The organism is Micromonospora sp. NPDC049900 (genome assembly GCF_044461025.1).
Classification (GTDB): Bacteria; Actinomycetota; Actinomycetes; order Mycobacteriales; family Micromonosporaceae; genus Micromonospora.
Map to the genome: position 1 here is coordinate 58984 of NZ_JBITKM010000005.1, position 13848 is coordinate 72831.

The following is a 13848-nucleotide window of genomic DNA, read 5'->3' on the forward strand; positions in this document are numbered from 1 at the left end:
GTGATCGGCCTCCGGAATCAGTTCTCGCGGACGCGCTGCACCGGGTCGGCGACCGGCTGCTGCACGGAACCCTGGTACGGCGGTTGCACAGTGCCCTGGTACGGCGGCTGCTGGGGGGCCTGCTGGGGCTGCTGCGGCGGGTACGGCTGGTAGCCGGCCTGCGCGTCAGCCTTGCCGGCAAGGTCGCGGTCGTCGTCGGCGAGGCTCTTGGTCTCCGCCTTGATGATCCGCAGCGAGCGGCCCAGGGAGCGCGCCGCGTCGGGAAGCCGCTTCGCACCGAAGAGCAGGATCATCACGACCACGAGTACGGCGATGTGCCAGGGCCTGAGGGCACCCATGGGAAACTCCAGTCGCTCTGTGTCGATGAGGGTGTACCGCAGCCCATCGTACGTGCGTCATCGGCTGTTGCCACCCGCCGGGCGAAGGGGCGTCCCGGTGGGTGAAGTCTCGACCACGTACGAGCATCCCGTCAACCACCGAATCGATCATGTGCGGCGGAATCGGGGCAGGTCGGCGCTCAGTCGCCCCGGCGCGCGCGGATCAGGGTCAGCCGCTGTTCGGTCGTCTCCAACCGGCTCTGGAGGCTCTCGGCGCGCTGTTGGAGGCTCTCCGCGGCGGAACTCAGCGCGGCGGCCTCGTCGGCCCGCCGCTGCAACCGGCCGACCGCACGACGCAGATGCGGCAACCGGGCCAGCACCGGACGAACCACCAGCGCGAGGACGACCAACGGCACCAGCACCAGCGCGAGCACGATCCACTTCAGCACGGGCGTCAGCCTACTGCCTGACCGCCTGCGCCGCCGGGTCCGCACCCGGCGACACCGGCGTCGCGTACGCCTCCAGCGCTGCCACTGCCGCGTCCCGGACCTGCTCGGCCAGCTCGGTCGGGGCGACGACGGCGACGTCCGGCCCGAGGCCGAGCACGAACCGGCGGGCCCAGCCCAGGTCGGTGACCCGCAGCGAGACCACCCAGCGTTCGCCGTCGGACTCGATCCGCTCACAGGGGTAGTACTCGGTGATCCACCGCTCCCCCCGGCCGATGCGCAGCGTGATCAGCGGCAGCTCCGACGAGGGCCGGAACACGCCCTCGCTGAGGTCCTGCGGGCGGGCCTGCGGCGGCACCACGGCCGCCTCGGCCAGCTCGGTGACCGCGTCGATCCGGTCGGCCCGGAACAACCGGACCGCCTCGGCCCGGCGGCACCACGCCTCGACGTACGTCCGACCGCTGACCATCAGCACCCGTAGCGGGTCGATGACGCGTTCGGTGGTCTCGTCCCGCGCCGCCGTGTAGTACGTGATGCGCAGCGCTCGGCCACCCTCCACGGCGGCACGGAGCTGCTCCACCCGGCCGGTGTCGCCGGGCAGCCGTACCTCCACCGGGGCCGCCACCTGGTCACCGGCGGCGTCCTCGATCTTGGCGAGGGCCCGTTCCACCGCGTCCCGGTTGGCCACGCCCGGCGTCTCGGCCAGCATCCGCAGCGCCACCACCAGGGCCAGCGCCTCGTCGGGCGTGAGCCGCAGCGGCCGGTCGATCCCGGCGTCGTAGGTGATCGTCACCCGGTCGCCGTCGAAGGCCATGTCGATCAGGTCACCCGGGCCGTACCCGGGCAGCCCGCAGACCCACAGCAGCTCCAGGTCCTCGCGGAGCTGGCGCTCGGTGACGCCCAGGTCACCGGCGGCCTCGGCGATCTCGATGCCGGGCCGGGCGAGCAGGTACGGCACCAGGTTGAGCAGCCGCGCCAACCGGTCGGCGGAGGTACGGGAGGAGGTCTTCGCACTCACCGAATTGGCCTTCCGTTCGCGACTGCGGGCCTCGCAAGCTCACTCCTCGCGCTCACCGAGCCGGCCTTTCGTTCGCGACTGCGGGGCTCGCAAGCTCACTCCTCGCGCTCACCGCGACACCGCCATGTCGTCGTGCCGGACGGCGATCTCCTTGAGGCGCTGGATGACCGCCTCACGTACCTCCGGCGGGTCGAGCACGCGCACGTCGGGCCCGTAGCCGACCAGGTGCCCGGCCAGGGACTCGGCGTCGGCGTAGGGCAGGACCAGCCGGTCGCCCTCCGGTCCGGCGGTCGCCTCCACCGCCCAGCGGCGCAGCCCGGCGGCCCGCCCCGGGGCCACCAGCACGGTGGCCCGGCCGGGCCGTTCGGTCGGCCCGAACCAGCGGGCCACGTGGCTGATCAGGTCGACGTCGGCCGGTGGCTGGTAGGCGCCCGACGCGCCGGTCGCCCGGACCGGACCGGCGACCCGGGACAGCCGGAAGCAGCGGGTGGCGTCGCGGTCCAGGTCGTGGCCGACCACGTACCACCGGCCACGCCAGCAGACCACCCCCCACGGTTGCAGCCGGCGGCGGGTGGGGGCGTCCTGGTCCGGTACCCGGTAGTCGAACCGGACCTCGCGCCGGTCCCGCGCGGCGGCGGTCAGCGGGGCGAACGCCGGGTCGACCGTCACCATGGGCTCCAGGCCGAGGGTGGCCTGTGGGTCCACGTCCACCCCGGCGGCGCGCAGCTTCGCCAACCCGGAGGAGGCGGCGGCGGCCAGGCCGGCGTGCTGCCACAACCGTGCGGCGATGCCGACCGCGGCGGCCTCGTCCGGTTTCAGGGGAATGTCGGGAAGGGCGTACTCACGCTGGGCGATCCGGTAACCCGGCTCGGTATCGAAGGCGCTCGCCGTCCCGGTTTCCAGCGGTACGCCCAACTCCCGCAGTTCGGCCTTGTCACGCTCGAACTTGCGCTGGAACGCCTCGTGTTCCCGGGCGTCGTCGGGGTGGTGCTCGTAGCCGGGCACGGTCGCGGCGATCTGCGCAGCGGTCAGGAACCGCCGCGTGGACAGCAGGCAGATCACCAGGTTGACCAGGCGTTCGGTGCGACTTCGCGACACGGCGTAGACGCTAGCAGCCGCGCCGCTCCCGCCACGCACCCGCGCCGCCCCCGGATGCCTCCGGATGTAAGGAAGGGCCCCCTGCTAACGCCTCGTGTATAGGAAGGGTCCCTTCCTTACATCCGTACCCGGGCGTGAGCGGGCGGCAGGGTGCGGGTTAGCGTGCGGGCATGGTGCGATGGCGGGCAGGCGTGGTGGCGGCGCTGCGGCGACGGTGGACCGGTGCCGTGGAACTCGACGTCGAGCTGGCCGACGGCACATCGATGCGCGCGTTGGCGTACCCGGAACTGGTCGGTGAGCCCGAGCCCGGCGACCGGGTGCTGCTCAACGCCGGAGCGCTGCTGATGGGTCTGGGCACCGGCGGGTACGCCCTGGTGGTGGCGGTGCCCGACCGGCTGCCGCCGGACCCGCCGCAGGCCCTCGACTCCCGCGACGCGGGGCACCTGGTCAAGGCGCGCTACACCCCGTTGCAGCCGATCCTGCTCGGGGTGGACGAGGAGGCGTCGCCGCACCGGGAGGTGCTGGCCGCCGCCGAGGACCTGGGTGGTCTGCCGGTGGTGACCGCCGACCTGCACTCGGCGCTGCCGGCGATCCTGGCCGGCATCCGGGCCGACGCGTCGCACGCCCGGGTGGCGTACCTGCTCACCGACGGTGGGGCGCTGCCCGCCTGGTTCTCCCGGACGCTGGCCGGGCTGCGCGACGAGTTGGTCGGCACGATCAGCGTCGGGCAGGCGTTCGGCGGTGACCTGGAGGCGTCGACCCTGCACAGCGGGCTGCTCGCCGCCCGGCACGTCCTGCACGCCGACGTCGCCGTGGTGGCGCAGGGCCCGGGCAACCTGGGCACCGGCACCCGGTGGGGTTTCTCCGGGGTCGCCGTGGGCGAGGCGGTCAACGCCGTCGCCGCGCTGGGCGGGCGGCCGATCGGCTCGCTCCGGATCTCCGACGCCGACCCCCGGCCCCGGCACCGGGGCGTCTCACACCACAGCCTGACCTCGTACGGGCGGGTGGCGCTGGCCCGTGCGGATCTGGTGGTGCCCGAGGGCCTGGACCCGACGCTGGCGGCCGAGGTCGACGCCGCGCTCGCGCCGCTGGCCGACCGGCACACGCTGGTACGGGTCGACGACGCGGGCCTGGACGCGGCGTTGCGGCGCAGCCCGGTGCCGCTGTCGACGATGGGGCGCGGTCTGGACGCCGACCACGCCTACTTCCTGGCCGCTGCGGCAGCCGGACGGCACGCGGCCGGCCTCACCTCGACGACGTCCCCACCGCCCACCGTTTCCTGAGGCACCCGACGCCGCCAGTGCATCGTGCTGGCACCCCACGCGGACAACGCCGTGAGCAGGGATTCGCGGAGCGTGTTAGCAGGGGTCCCCTGCTATACCGCAGGCGTTGGAAGGGGGCCCTTCCTTACAACTCAGCACACAGCTCAGGCGAAGATGATCAGGGCTAGCCAGCCGCCGACCATCGCGGCCAGGGCCAGCGCGAGCACCCAGGTGGGGACGGTGTACTCGCCTCGACGGTTGCGCTCGACCTCGGCGCGCACCTTCTCGCGGCGGCGTTCGAGCCAACTCTGCCGCTCGGTGCCGGGGGTGGGGGGTTCGGGAGGAAGCATGGCCCGACCAGCGTACCCGGGCCCGTCCGGCGCGCGGACGGACCCGGGCAGGACCGGGTCACATGCTGGCGATCAACCGCTCCACCCGCTCGTCGTACGCCCGGAACGGGTCCTTGCACAGCACGGTGCGTTGCGCCTGGTCGTTGAGCTTGAGGTGCACCCAGTCGACGGTGAAGTCCCGCCGCTTCTCCTGGGCGTGCCGGATGAACTCGCCCCGCAGCCGGGCCCGGGTGGTCTGCGGCGGCGTCTCCTTCGCCTCGAAGATCTCCGGGTCGGTGGCGACCCGGTCCACGTCGCCGCGCCGCTCCAGCAGGGCGTAGAGGCCGCGCCCGCGACGCAGGTCGTGGTAGGCGAGGTCCATCTGCGCCACCCGGGGGTGCGACAGGGGCAGGTCGTGCTTGCGCTGGTAGCGCTCGATCAGCCGGAGCTTGGTCACCCAGTCGATCTCACGGGAGACCGGCTCCAGGTCACCGCTCTCCACCGCGTTCAGTACCCGGCCCCACAGCTCGACCACCCGCTTGGCGGTCTGGTCGCCGCCGCGCCGCTCGACGAACTCGATCGCCTTGGAGAGGTACTCCTGCTGGATCTCCAGGGCGCTGATCTCCTTGCCGGAGGCCAGCCGCACCTTGCGGCGACCGGTGATGTCGTGCGACACCTCGCGGATGGCCCGGATCGGGTTCTCCAGGGTGAGGTCGCGCATCACCACCCCGGCCTCGATCATCCGCAGCACGATGTCGGCGGTGCCGACCTTGAGCAGCGTGGTGACCTCGTTCATGTTGGAGTCGCCGACGATGACGTGCAGGCGGCGGTACCGCTCCGCGTCGGCGTGCGGCTCGTCCCGGGTGTTGATGATCGGGCGGCTGCGGGTGGTCGCCGACGAGACGCCCTCCCAGATGTGCTCGGCCCGCTGGGACAGGCAGTAGACGGCACCGCGCGGCGTCTGCAACACCTTGCCGGCGCCGCAGATCAACTGCCGGGTGACCAGGAAGGGGATCAGGACGTCGGCCAGCCGGCCGAACTCCCCGTGCCGGGACACCAGGTAGTTCTCGTGGCAGCCGTAGGAGTTGCCGGCCGAGTCGGTGTTGTTCTTGAACAGGTAGATCTCACCGGCGATGCCCTCGTCGTGCAGCCGCTTCTCCGCGTCGATGAGCAGCCCCTCCAGGATCCGCTCACCGGCCCGGTCGTGGGCGACCAGGTCGACCACGGAGTCGCACTCGGGGGTGGCGTACTCGGGGTGCGAGCCGACGTCGAGATAGAGGCGTGCGCCGTTGCGGAGGAAGACGTTGCTCGACCGGCCCCAGGACACCACTCGGCGGAACAGGTATCTGGCTACCTCGTCAGGGGACAGCCGCCGCTGCCCACGGTAGGTGCAGGTGACGCCGTACTCGGTCTCCAGACCGAAGATTCGCCGCTCCATGATGAGACATTAGCCGTACCGAGGCCCACTTCGTCACTGTCGCGGCCCGTACGTGTCGGTCCGGGTCGGTCAGGACCCCCCGGGAAGCCCCGCGCCGGCCAGGCCCGCCGTGTACGCCCGACACGTGTCGTAGTCCGGCAGCAGCCCCCGCTGCCGCGCCTCGGCGAGGCTCGGCGCGGCGGCGTCGCGGTCGGAGAGCTGCGGTGATCCGGTCGGCCAGTCGATGCCCAACTCCTCGTCGAGGGGGTGCACCGCGTGCTCGCCGGTGGGGTTGTAGGTGGTCGAGCAGACGTAGCTGAGCGTGGCGTCGTCGGTCAACGCGCAGAAGCCGTGACCGAGCCCCTCGGCCAGGTAGACCGCGCGCCGGTCGACGTCGTCCAGGCGTACGCCCTCCCAGCGGCCGAAGGTCGGCGAGCCGACCCGCAGGTCCACCACCACGTCGAGCACCGCGCCCCGGACACAGGTGACGTACTTGGCCTGGCCGGGCGGTACGTCGGCGAAGTGGATGCCCCGCACCACGTCGCGGGCCGACACGGAGAGGTTGCCCTGCGCCAGCCGCAGCGGGTGCCCGACCGCCTCGGCGAGCCGGTCGAAGCGGTACCACTCCAGGAACAGCCCGCGCGCGTCGCCGTGCTTCTGCGGGACGATCTCCCAGGCGCCCTCGATGCTCAACGGCCGGATCTTCACGGGGTCACCTGCACCGGCACGGTCCGGTCGGCCTGGTCGCCGCGTTCGCGGGCGAGCAGGTCGAGCAGGTAGTCGCCGTACCCGCTCTTGGTCAGCGGCTCGGCCAGCGTGCGCAACTGCGCGTCGTCGATCAGGCCGGCCCGCCAGGCCACCTCCTCGACACAGCCGATCTTCATGCCCTGCCGTTCCTCGATGACCCGGACGAACTCGGCGGCCTGCATCAGCGAGGTGAAGGTGCCGGTGTCCAGCCAGGCGGTGCCCCGGTCCAGCACGGTCACCGACAGCTCCCCGGCCAACCGGTACGCCTCGTTGACCGCGGTGATCTCCAGCTCGCCCCGGGCGCTCGGGGTGAGGCCACGGGCGATCTGCACCACCCGGTTGTCGTAGAAGTACAGCCCGGGCACGGCGTACCGGGACTTGGGCCGGGCAGGCTTCTCCTCGATCGACAACACCCGACCGTCGTCGTCGAAGTGCACGACGCCGTACGCCTGCGGGTTGGCCACCGGGTAGGCGAAGATCCGCCCGCCGACCGGGTCGCCCGCGGCAGCGAGCTGGCCGCCCAGTCCGACGCCGTGGAAGATGTTGTCGCCCAGGATCAACGCGACGGCCTCGTCACCGATGAAGTCCGCGCCGAGCACGAACGCCTGGGCGATGCCCTCCGGGCGCGGTTGGGCGACGTACTCCAGGCGCAGCCCGAACTGGCTGCCGTCGCCGAGCAGGCGCTGGAACTGGCCCTGTTCCTCGGGGGTGGTGATCACCAGGATCTCCCGCACCCCGGCCATCACCAGGGTGGAGAGCGGATAGTAGATCATCGGTTTGTCGAAGACCGGCATGAGCTGCTTCGACACCGCCCGAGTGATCGGCCACAGTCGGCTACCGGTGCCGCCGGCGAGCAGGATTCCACGCACCCGGGGAGCGTACCGGGAGTAACCGGCGCAGGCCACGCGGCGCAACCGCTGCATTGCGGGGGATTCGCGTAGACTTCCGGATCCGTGAGGATCCTGGTCACCGGCGGCGCCGGCTTCATCGGTTCGGAATACGTCCGAATGCTGCTCGGGGCACCCGGCGGCAGCGCGCAGGGGGTGCCCCCGGTGGAGCCCATCGTCGTCACCGTGCTGGACGCTCTGACGTACTCCGGCAATCTGGCGAACCTCGACCCGGTCCGCGACGACCCGCGACTACGTTTCGTGTCGGGTGACATCCGCCACGCCGAGGTCGTGGACGAGGTCGTCCCCGGACACGACGTCATCGTGCACTTCGCCGCCGAGTCGCACGTCGACCGCTCGATCGCCGGGGCCGCGCCGTTCGTCACCACCAACGTGCTGGGCACCCAGACGCTGCTCGACGCCGCGCTGCGGCACGGCACGGGTCGGTTCGTGCACGTCTCGACCGACGAGGTGTACGGCTCGATCGCGGACGGCTCGTGGACCGAGGACTGGCCGCTGGCGCCCAACTCGCCGTACTCGGCGTCGAAGGCCGGCTCGGACCTGCTGGCGTTGGCGTACCACCGCACGCACGGTCTGGACGTGGTGGTGACCCGCTGCTCCAACAACTACGGGCCGTACCAGTTCCCGGAGAAGGTCATCCCACTGTTCGTGACCAACCTGCTCGACGGGCGGACCGTGCCGCTCTACGGCGACGGCGGCAACGTGCGGGACTGGCTGCACGTGCACGACCACTGCCGGGGCATCGCGCTGGTGCAGCAGAAGGGTCGCGCCGGCGAGGTCTACCACATCGGCGGCGGCACCGAGCTGACCAACAAGGAGCTGACCGCGCTGCTGCTCGACGCGTGCGGCGCCGACTGGGACCGGGTGGTGGCGGTGCCCGACCGCAAGGGCCACGACCGCCGCTACTCGCTGGACATCTCGAAGATCAACAAGGAGCTGGGGTACACCCCCAGCATCCCGCTGGAGGCCGGCCTCGCCGACACCGTCGGCTGGTACCGGGACAACCGGTCCTGGTGGGAACCGCTGACCCGGGCGCAGTCCGCGTGAGGGCGCTGGTGACGGGTGCCGGTGGGATGCTCGGCCGGGACCTGGTGGCGGTCCTCGCCGCCGAGCACACGGTGACCCCCGCCACCCGGGCCGAGCTCGACGTCACCGACGCCGCCGCCGTGCACGCCGCGGTGACCGGACACGACGTGGTGGTCAACGCCGCCGCGTGGACCGACGTCGACGGTGCCGAGTCGGACGAGACGGCGGCCACCCGTGTCAACGGCGAGGCGGTGGCGCACCTCGCCCGGGCCTGCGCCGCGCACGGCGCCCGCCTGATCCAGATCTCCACCGACTACGTCTTCCCCGGCCACGCGGACACCCCGTACCGGGAGGACACGCCCACCGCGCCGATCAACGCGTACGGCCGGAGCAAGCTCGCCGGGGAACTGGCCGTGACCCGGTTGCTGCCCGACGCCGGCTACGTGGTCCGCACCGCCTGGTTGTACGGCACCCACGGGCGCAACTTCGTCAGCACCATGCTCGGCCTGGCGGACCAGCGCGAGTTCCTCGACGTGGTGGACGACCAGCGGGGCCAGCCCACCTGGTCCCGCGCGTTGGCACGGCAGGTGGTGGCGCTGGCCGGGGCGGCCCTGGCCGGTCGCGCGGCCCCCGGGGTCTATCACGGCACCTGTGCCGGCGAGACCACCTGGTACGGGCTGGCCCGGGCCGCGTTCGCCCTGCACGGGCTCGATCCGGACCGGATCCGGCCGATCACCAGCGACCGCTTCCCGCGTCCCGCCGCGCGACCGGCGTACAGTGTGCTAGGGCACGACCGATGGGCCGCCGCCGGGCTGTCACCCCTACCGGACTGGCACGCCACACTGAGCGACGCGCTCGCCCCCGCCGCTCCACCCTCCCCGTGGAAGGTCGCATGAAGCTCACCCTGGTCACCGGCTTGACCGGTCTGGTCCTGTTGGCCACGATCGTCGAGTTGCTGCGCCGCCGACAGCTACGCGAGAAGTACGGCATGCTCTGGCTCGGGCTGCTGTTCGTGGTCATCCCCCTGTCGCTGTTCCCCCGGCTGCTCGACGGCGTCGCCGACCTGCTCGGCGTGGCCTCCGGCGTCAGCCTCGTGCTCTTCCTCGGCATCGTCTTCCTCCTGCTCGTCTGCATCCACCTGAGCTGGGAGGTCAGTGCGCTGGAGGAGGAGACCCGCACGCTGGCCGAGGAGGTCGCGCTGATCCGCGCCGAGTTCGAGGCCGACCGGGCGGTACGGGAAGAGCTGGTGTCCCGCGATGGTTAACGGCAAGCGCCTCCTGGTCATCATCCCGGCGCTGAACGAGGCCGGGTCGATCGCCGACGTGGTCCGCGAGGTCCGCGGCGAGTTGCCCGGCGTCGACGTGCTCGTGGTGGACGACGGCTCCACCGACCGCACCGCCGCGGTGGCCGCCGCCGCCGGTGCCCGGGTCGCCCGGCTGCCGTACAACCTCGGTGTCGGCGGCGCCATGCGCCTCGGCTACCGGTACGCCCACGACCACGACTACGACGTGGCGGTCCAGATCGACGCCGACGGTCAGCACGACCCCCGGTACGTGCCGAAGCTGGTCGACCTGCTCGACGAGTACGACCTGGTGATCGGTGCCCGGTTCGCCGGTGAGGGCGAGTACCGCGTGCGGGGGCCCCGACGCTGGGCGATGGGGATGCTGTCGACGGTGCTCTCCGGCCTGTCCGGCACCACGCTGACCGACACCACCTCGGGTTTCCGCGCCGCCAACCGGCGGATGATCGAGATGTTCGCCCAGTGGTATCCGGCCGAGTACCTCGGCGACACCGTCGAGACGCTGGTGCACACCGCCCGCCGGGGTTACCGCATCCAGCAGGTGCCGGTGGCGATGCGGCGGCGGATGGCCGGCACCCCGAGCCACTCCCCCGCCAAGGCGATGATCTACCTCGGCCGGGCGCTGGCCGTGCTCACGCTGGCCCTCATCCGCCGGTGATCGATCGCCTGATCCGTCTCGTCCCGCCCGGCACCGTCCCGGTCGGCGCCGGTCTGGCCATCGTCGGCCTGGCCTCGTACGTGCACCTGGCGGTGGCCGGGCACAACCTCACCGCCGGGGACTACTCGTCGCTGTCGGTGCTCTGGTCCTTCGTGTTCACCGTGGGCCTCGGCGTGTTCCTGCCGGTCGAGCAGGAGGTGGCCCGGCTGGTCGCGGCCCGACGTACCCGTGGGTTGCCGCCCGGTCCGGTGCTGGTCCGGGGCGCCGCCGTCGCCGCCGTCACGCTGGGCCTGCTGGTGCTGGTCTGCGTCGCCGCCGCCGACCTGCTCGCCGACCGTCTCTTCGCCGGTGACACCCGGCTGGTGTGGGCGCTCTGCGGCGCGCTCGCCGCGCTGGCGGTGGCACACACCACCCGGGGCGTGCTCTCCGGGCTGCGGCAGTTCGGCTGGTACGGCAGCCAACTCGGGATCGACGGCGGGCTGCGCATCGGGTTGGTGGCCCTCCTCGGCCTGGCCGGGGTCGACTCCCCGATGGCGTACGCGCTGGTGCTGGTCGTGGCTCCGCTGGTGGGCGTCGCGTCGACCGTGCCGCCGGTGATCCGGGCGGCCGGTGGGGGCACGGCCCTGCCCTGGCCGGCCCTGCTGCGCGGGCTGGCCCTGCTCACCGTCTCCAGCCTGCTTGCGCAGGTCGTGGTCAACGTCGGCGTGATCAACGTACGGCTGCTCGCCCCGGCCGACGTGGCGACCGCCGGTGCGCTGCTCTCCGCGCTGGTGCTGGTCCGCATCCCGTTGTTCGTGTTCGGCTCGATGCAGGCCGCGCTGCTGCCCGGCCTCTCCACCGCCGCCGCCACCGGCGACCAAGCGGCCTTCGGCACGCTGCTGCGCCGGGCCCTGGCCGTGGTCACCGCGCTCGGGCTGGTCGGCGGCGTGCTGGGCGCGCTGCTCGGTCCGTGGCTGGTCCGGATCCTCTTCGACGCCCCGGACGTCCTCGGTCACGGCGACTTCGCCTGGCTCGGCCTGGCCACCCTGGCCTATCTGTGGGCGATGGTCCTCGGGCAGGCGCTGCTCGCCCGCGACCAGCACCAGGCGCAAGCCGTGGCGTGGGTCGCCGGGGTCGCCGCGCTGGTCGCCGCCACCCTCGCCCCGCTCAGCGTCGCGCTGCGCGTCGAGCTCGGCTACACGGTGGGATCCCTGGTGGTCGTCGCGGTGATGCTCACCCGGCTGCGCCGGGACACCGCCACCCCCCACCCCGCCCGTCGCGGTCCCGGTGTCCGCGAGCACCCCCGGAGGCATCCGATGAGCCACCCCAGCGTGACCGCGGTGATGCTCGCCTACGGCCCCGAGCCCTGGCTGGTCGACGCCGCCGAGGCGGTCCTGGCCAGCACCGGCGTCGACCTCGACCTGGTGGTGGTGGACAACGGCTGCACCGGCGACGGCATCGACGTGGTCAAGGGCCTGCCCGGGGTCCGGGTGATCCGGCCGGACGAGAACACCGGCTACTCCGGCGGCTGCAACGTCGGCGCGGCCGAGGCCACCGGCGACTGGCTCGCCTTCGTCAACTCCGATGCCGTGGTCGCCCCCGACGCGCTCGCGAAGGTGGTCGCGGTGGCCGCCGAACCGGGCGTCGGCGCGGCGATGGCCTCCATCCGGCTCGCCCACGACCCCGACCTGATCAACACCTCCGGCAACCCGCTGCACTTCACCGGTCTGTCGTGGGCGGGCGGCAACGGCGAACCCGCGAGCGCGCACGCCCGACGGACCGTCGTACCGTCGCTGAGCGGCTGCTGTTTCGTGATCGGCCGGTCCCGCTGGACCGAGCTGGGCGGTTTCCCCACCGAGTACTTCGCCTACCACGAGGACACCGAGCTCAGCCTGCGGCTGTGGCAACGCGGCCTACGGGTGGAGTACGTGCCGGACGCCGTGGTGCGGCACCACTACGAGTTCTCCCGCAACGACCTCAAGCTCTACCTGGTCGAACGCAACCGGCTGCTGACCCTGCTCACCGCCTACCAGGGCCGTACCCTGGCGCTGCTGGCGCCGATGCTGCTGCTCACCGAGGTCGCGATGCTGGCCGCCGCGCTCGCCGGCGGTTGGTCCCGGCAGAAGACGCGCGGCTGGGGCTGGCTGTGGCGTCACCGCGACTGGGTACGCGCCCGCCGCCGTCGGTTGCAGTCGGAGCGCACCGTCGGCGACGGCGCGATCGCCGACCTGATGACCGCCCGGGTGGCCCCCTCCAACGTGGCCGCGCCGCCGGGGATGGGTGTCTTCAACGCCCTCGCCGCCGCCTGGTGGGCGCTGGTGCGACCGCTGCTCGCGCGTCGCTGATTCACCGCCCGACGACGGTCGCGATCGGGGACTTGCGGAAACGACGCGGCGCCCGACGGTTGCGAACTGTCGGGCGCCGGGGAACTCCAGCTCGGCAGGGCGTCAGGCGTCCGGCTTGTCGGCCGGCTTGTCCTCCAGGTCCGCCGAACCGGCCGAGGTGGTCGGCTTGTGCGCCTCCTCGGTCGGAGTGGTCGGGGTCTCCGCCCGGTCCCCCTCCGCCGCCGCCTCGCCTTCCGCGCCGCCGTCGAGCAGCCCGGTCAGCGCCGCGCCGGTGATCCGCCGGAAGGTACGCCCCACCCGGTTGCGGTCCAGGACCGCGACCTCCAGTTGGTCGGCGGCGATCGTCCGGGCGGCGCCGCCCTCGCCACCGACACTGCCCAGCGCCTGCACCGCCACCTTCACCGCCTCGCCCAGCGACATGTCCGGCCGGTGGTTCGACTTGAGCACCCCGGAGATCGCGTCGGCCTGGCCGCCCATCGCCATCCGGCCCGGCTCGTCGGTCACCGACCCGTCGTAGGTGAGTCGGTAGAGCGAGTCGTCCTCCGAGGTGGCACCCACCTCGGCGACGCAGATCTCCACCTCGAACGGCTTGGACTGCTCGGTGAAGATCGTGCCGAGGATCTGCGCGAACGTGTTGGCCAGCGCCAGGCCGGTGACGTCGCGCCGGTCGTAGCTCAACCCGTTGAGGTCGGCCATCCGCACCCCGGCCCGGCGCAGGTTCTCGAACTCGTTGTAGCGACCGACGGCCGCGAAGCCGATCCGGTCGTAGATCTCGCCGACCTTGTGCAGGGTGCTGGAGAGGTTCTCCGCGACGAAGAGCACCCCACCGGCGTAGCTCAGGACCACCGCGCTGCGCCCCCGGGCGATGCCCTTGCGGGCCAGCTCGGAACGGTCGCGCATGATCTGTTCGGGCGAGGCGTAGAACTGCATGGCCACGGCGGCGGCTCTCCTTCGGGCGCTGTGCTGGGGGAACTGCGTTCAGGTGGGGTGGGGACGGG

The 13848-nt window shown here is 72.5% G+C and carries 15 protein-coding genes; 6 read left to right on the forward strand and 9 right to left on the reverse strand.

The features are described 5' to 3' along the window. Positions 1-17: 17 nt before the first annotated feature. The 4 genes from tatA to ACIBMZ_RS14245 form a co-directional block, all read right to left on the reverse strand. Positions 18-338: a Sec-independent protein translocase subunit TatA gene (tatA, locus tag ACIBMZ_RS14230; RefSeq protein WP_131052329.1), complete on the reverse strand. Its 321-nt coding sequence runs from the start codon at positions 336-338 to the stop codon at positions 18-20. Between the two features lie 179 nt (positions 339-517). Further along, positions 518-766, reverse strand: a complete 249-nt coding sequence (locus ACIBMZ_RS14235; protein WP_396693660.1) for a hypothetical protein — start codon at positions 764-766, stop codon at positions 518-520. Between the two features lie 10 nt (positions 767-776). Beyond that, a complete protein-coding gene (locus ACIBMZ_RS14240; RefSeq protein WP_396693662.1) occupies positions 777-1781 on the reverse strand; it encodes a helix-turn-helix transcriptional regulator in 1005 nt (334 codons plus the stop codon). Positions 1782-1889: 108 nt separating this feature from the next. Beyond that, complete coding sequence (locus ACIBMZ_RS14245; RefSeq protein WP_396693664.1) at positions 1890-2879, reverse strand: helix-turn-helix transcriptional regulator; 990 nt, start codon at positions 2877-2879, stop codon at positions 1890-1892. A gap of 170 nt (positions 2880-3049) precedes the next feature. On the opposite strand from ACIBMZ_RS14245, the gene ACIBMZ_RS14250 reads away from it, so the two are divergent. Next, positions 3050-4162 carry a DUF3866 family protein gene (locus ACIBMZ_RS14250; RefSeq protein WP_396693666.1) on the forward strand — a complete coding sequence of 371 codons (1113 nt, stop codon included), beginning with the start codon at positions 3050-3052 and terminating at the stop codon, positions 4160-4162. A 143-nt stretch (positions 4163-4305) separates the two neighbouring features. On the opposite strand, the gene ACIBMZ_RS14255 is transcribed toward ACIBMZ_RS14250, so the two are convergent. From ACIBMZ_RS14255 to rfbA, 4 genes are all read right to left on the reverse strand, one after another. Continuing rightward, on the reverse strand, positions 4306-4491 hold the full coding sequence (locus ACIBMZ_RS14255; protein ID WP_396693668.1) for a hypothetical protein: 186 nt from the start codon (positions 4489-4491) through the stop codon (positions 4306-4308). Between the two features lie 58 nt (positions 4492-4549). Then, the gene (gene pafA, locus ACIBMZ_RS14260) at positions 4550-5908 is read right to left on the reverse strand and encodes a Pup--protein ligase (RefSeq protein WP_396693669.1); all 1359 of its coding nucleotides are present in this window, start codon (positions 5906-5908) and stop codon (positions 4550-4552) included. A gap of 69 nt (positions 5909-5977) precedes the next feature. Next, entirely contained in the window at positions 5978-6595 is a 618-nt protein-coding gene (locus tag ACIBMZ_RS14265) for a dTDP-4-dehydrorhamnose 3,5-epimerase family protein (protein ID WP_396693671.1), read from the reverse strand. Further along, complete coding sequence (rfbA, locus tag ACIBMZ_RS14270; protein WP_396693673.1) at positions 6592-7503, reverse strand: glucose-1-phosphate thymidylyltransferase RfbA; 912 nt, start codon at positions 7501-7503, stop codon at positions 6592-6594. The genes ACIBMZ_RS14265 and rfbA overlap by 4 nt, the downstream gene beginning before the upstream one ends. Before the next feature lie 84 nt (positions 7504-7587). Between rfbA and rfbB the strand changes: the two genes are divergently transcribed. From rfbB to ACIBMZ_RS14295, 5 genes are read left to right on the forward strand one after another with little or no spacing between them, the layout of a single operon-like run. Beyond that, positions 7588-8589 carry a dTDP-glucose 4,6-dehydratase gene (gene rfbB / locus ACIBMZ_RS14275; protein ID WP_396693675.1) on the forward strand — a complete coding sequence of 334 codons (1002 nt, stop codon included), beginning with the start codon at positions 7588-7590 and terminating at the stop codon, positions 8587-8589. Further along, complete coding sequence (rfbD, locus tag ACIBMZ_RS14280) at positions 8586-9464, forward strand: dTDP-4-dehydrorhamnose reductase (protein WP_396693677.1); 879 nt, start codon at positions 8586-8588, stop codon at positions 9462-9464. Before rfbB ends, rfbD begins: the two co-directional genes overlap by 4 nt. Continuing rightward, complete coding sequence (locus ACIBMZ_RS14285) at positions 9461-9832, forward strand: DUF2304 domain-containing protein (protein ID WP_396693679.1); 372 nt, start codon at positions 9461-9463, stop codon at positions 9830-9832. The genes rfbD and ACIBMZ_RS14285 overlap by 4 nt, the downstream gene beginning before the upstream one ends. Next, a complete protein-coding gene (locus tag ACIBMZ_RS14290; protein WP_396693680.1) occupies positions 9825-10526 on the forward strand; it encodes a glycosyltransferase family 2 protein in 702 nt (233 codons plus the stop codon). The genes ACIBMZ_RS14285 and ACIBMZ_RS14290 overlap by 8 nt, the downstream gene beginning before the upstream one ends. Next, entirely contained in the window at positions 10523-12850 is a 2328-nt protein-coding gene (locus tag ACIBMZ_RS14295; protein WP_396693682.1) for a glycosyltransferase, read from the forward strand. Before ACIBMZ_RS14290 ends, ACIBMZ_RS14295 begins: the two co-directional genes overlap by 4 nt. Before the next feature lie 102 nt (positions 12851-12952). Here ACIBMZ_RS14295 and prcA read toward each other — a convergent pair whose 3' ends face one another. After that, positions 12953-13786: a proteasome subunit alpha gene (prcA, locus tag ACIBMZ_RS14300; protein ID WP_396693684.1), complete on the reverse strand. Its 834-nt coding sequence runs from the start codon at positions 13784-13786 to the stop codon at positions 12953-12955. Positions 13787-13848 lie beyond the last annotated feature (62 nt).